The sequence below is a fragment of the Candidatus Neomarinimicrobiota bacterium genome (genome assembly GCA_034716895.1).
Lineage (GTDB): Bacteria > Fidelibacterota > UBA8477 > UBA8477 > JABMPR01 > JABMPR01.
On the sequence record JAYEKW010000118.1, the window covers coordinates 1 to 2,958 of the forward strand.

Below are 2,958 nucleotides of genomic sequence, written 5' to 3' on the forward strand. Positions count from 1 at the left end.
CTTCTCCATTCTCCATTCTCCACTCTCCATCCTCCATTCTCCATTCTCCTCAACCCCACAAACCTCATCAACACCCCCACTCTCAAAACCAACCCTCAAAAAGAACCTCCCAAAAAGAAAACCGCCCCCGGCGTGGAATTCATACACAGGCTGGTTAGACAAATCGTGCATGATGCCGAGAAGGCGGTCTTCAAGGATGATTGAAGTATAACCAAGCTCTGAACCACTTAAGAGCTGGAGGGAGGGAGTAGAATTTTGAGTATTATATATGCTTAAAGGAATTATTTGTTCATTTTCAGAAAAGGGGAAAGCGGCTATTATGCAGTGTTTGTCTTCAATTGGGATTGCAATGCCGCTTGACGTCATTCGTCTTTCGTTATTCGTTATTCGAATACCATCCCATCCGTATTTCTCTGAGTCCATTCCATCAAACCCAACATCAGCCCTACGATCAAAGCAAACAGCCACCTGATCAGCAATTTCACCATCAAAAAGCCCCAAGCGAACAACAGAAGCCCCCCAACACCCCGAATAATATCTGTCATCCTGAACTCGATTCAGGACCGGGTTGAGCTTGCAGCGCTCTTCAGTCAGGACCACCCCATCGAAGAGCTTGCCGCGCTCTAGATTCAGGCTCCCATCGAAGTCGCCACGCTTTTCAGCCAGTCCCCCCTTAAACCTACTCTCGCCATAAGTCTTAGCATAACACCCAACCCCAACACTGCCTCCACCATCACCACCCCGCACCCAAAATGCTTGTCCGACAGCCACATTGCCAACATCATTTGCGGGTACTCCGATTCCCGACATCCCATTAAAGGTATCCCACTGAGTAGCACCACCTGATCCACCGGTAGTAACGTAAATAGTCTCATGCTCAAGGTTCTCCTGAATCATGTACTGCGACCAGCACATTGGGGCGGGAAAAGGGTTGCCGATGAGGTTCCATCCCCCACCGGCTCCCCTGGAAACTGTAAAAAACCTACGATTACGGAAATTATTAAGAGTGCCTGTGAATGTTAGTGTTTTGGCGTTTGTTTGATAGAAGGCATTGAAGCCGTTATTCAGTGATTCAGTTATTCGGTTATTCGGATTGGTAGATATCCATTGTGCTGTTGGTTCATCGTAATTGTATACTCCGTACAAATGGTCGCCTATCGTTCCGAAAACTTCTGATATAGTTTGCGTGCCTGTTACTGGTGATGACACAAAATGCCATTGGTCTGGGGTCAGATAGACTTCAACTGTGCCATTAACTCCTTCGCTTGATGAGTACAAGGCTCCCGATCCGGATTCATCCGCCTTGATTATCAGCGCATCAGCGCCGGCCAGGTTAATTAACTGTCCGATTACCGTTAAAGAACCACCTGGCAGTATTTCCAGTGTAGCTCCGGGTTGAATGGTGATCGAGTGAACGGTGATCGAGTGATCGAGTTGAAGGTTGCTATTAACTACAAGCTCAGAGTATCGTGTAGCCTGGTCGAAAGTATTAACAACATCGTGTTTAATCAAAAAATCGCCATCGCTCCACAAGAATTCGTCAGAATTCGAGCGATCATAGTTCGAGCCATCAGACAGCAATTCAAACATCTCTTCACGAATAACGGAATCACTGAATAACGGAATAACCGACACCCCATACCCATCCGAAGTACCCAAACCCACCACCGTTCCATCCTCAAAGCTCAAGCCCATCGGCACATCCGACCGATAGCTGGCGCTGACAGTTGAGTACTCCCACACCGATGCTCCCCGGGCCCAACCAATTCCGAAAATAAAAAACGGATCATCAGAAGATCCCTGGTACACAATAAGATTATCCCCTGATCCGGCAGGATTAAAAGACCCTGATTCCACAAAGCCATTCCCCCCATCCTTTGAAGGACAAGAAACCACGGTGCCTGCGCTTATCGCTCCAGCAGCCGTAAAAGTCAAAACACCCTCAGTTGCACGAAACTGCTGCTCATCATCCATCCAGGCATTATCCGTAAAATGAATAACCGTACCAGCCTCAACATCGCAGAAGAAAAGCACCGCAAAACTCTTCGCCCCATCAGAATTTACGCAAATTATTGAGAGATCGCCGGGGGAAAGGGGAGTTTGAGAGTGGGTGTTTATTGTGAGGGAAATTGCTATGAATATTGTTAGGAGTTTTTTCATTTTTTTTTCGTCTTTCGTCATTCGTCTTTCGTTATTCGTCTTTCGGGAAGTGGTAAGTGAATAAGTAATAAGTTTTACTGGGTTTTCTTATTTGATTTTATTAGGCCTGCTATCATGGAGTTGATTGTGTTTAACTCATTGATTATTTCGTTGGCAGTTTTTTCTTTTATTATTCCGGTTTCTTTGGCGATTTGGATCTGCGTTTTAAGTTCAGATGCTGATCCCTTTGAATATCCCAAGAACTTGATAAACTCTTTTGACGATTTTCTTTCATATCCTTCAGCAATATTTGATGGAATTGATAAAGCTGCTTTTGTCATTTGCTCCTTCAATTTATACTCTTTCGAGTTTTTCAAAACAACAAAAACCTGAACAGCCAAAGCCTTACTTTTCTGCCAAACCCGCAAATCCTCATATCCATTATAAGCCATAACAACTATATTACTTATTAACTTCTCCCTTGATCTCTTCCGAATAACGAAAAACGAAAGACGAATGACGAGAAACCTCCCCCAAAACCTCCTCAATCAAAACATCAACCTCGCGATAAAAACCCAAAAGCTCCTCAACAACCCCCTCTGGTTCGATCTTGCTTTCTATTTCCGTCAAATAATCCCGCAAAAAAGGAGCTCCCTCAATCAGTCCCCAAAAATAATTCTCTTGATTTTTCATATCATAAAATTTAGGTCACTAATAGTATATATGCATTGAAACCTCAGAAATGGAAAAAAAAACAATTAAAAAGTTTTATCCCAAATTAAATACCTTTGAAAATCAAAAACATACACTTAATACTTA

The 2,958-nt window shown here is 43.8% G+C and carries 3 protein-coding genes; all 3 read right to left on the bottom strand.

What is annotated here, in order from left to right:
- Positions 1-2,034, bottom strand: a 2,034-nt coding sequence (locus U9Q77_07610) for a hypothetical protein (protein ID MEA3287225.1), incomplete at its 3' end; no start/stop codon positions are given.
- Positions 2,035-2,234: 200 nt separating this feature from the next.
- Positions 2,235-2,591, bottom strand: a complete 357-nt coding sequence (locus U9Q77_07615; protein MEA3287226.1) for a four helix bundle protein — start codon at positions 2,589-2,591, stop codon at positions 2,235-2,237.
- Positions 2,592-2,601: 10 nt separating this feature from the next.
- Positions 2,602-2,832 carry a hypothetical protein gene (locus tag U9Q77_07620; GenBank protein ID MEA3287227.1) on the bottom strand — a complete coding sequence of 77 codons (231 nt, stop codon included), beginning with the start codon at positions 2,830-2,832 and terminating at the stop codon, positions 2,602-2,604.
- Between the last annotated feature and the right edge of the window lie 126 nt (positions 2,833-2,958).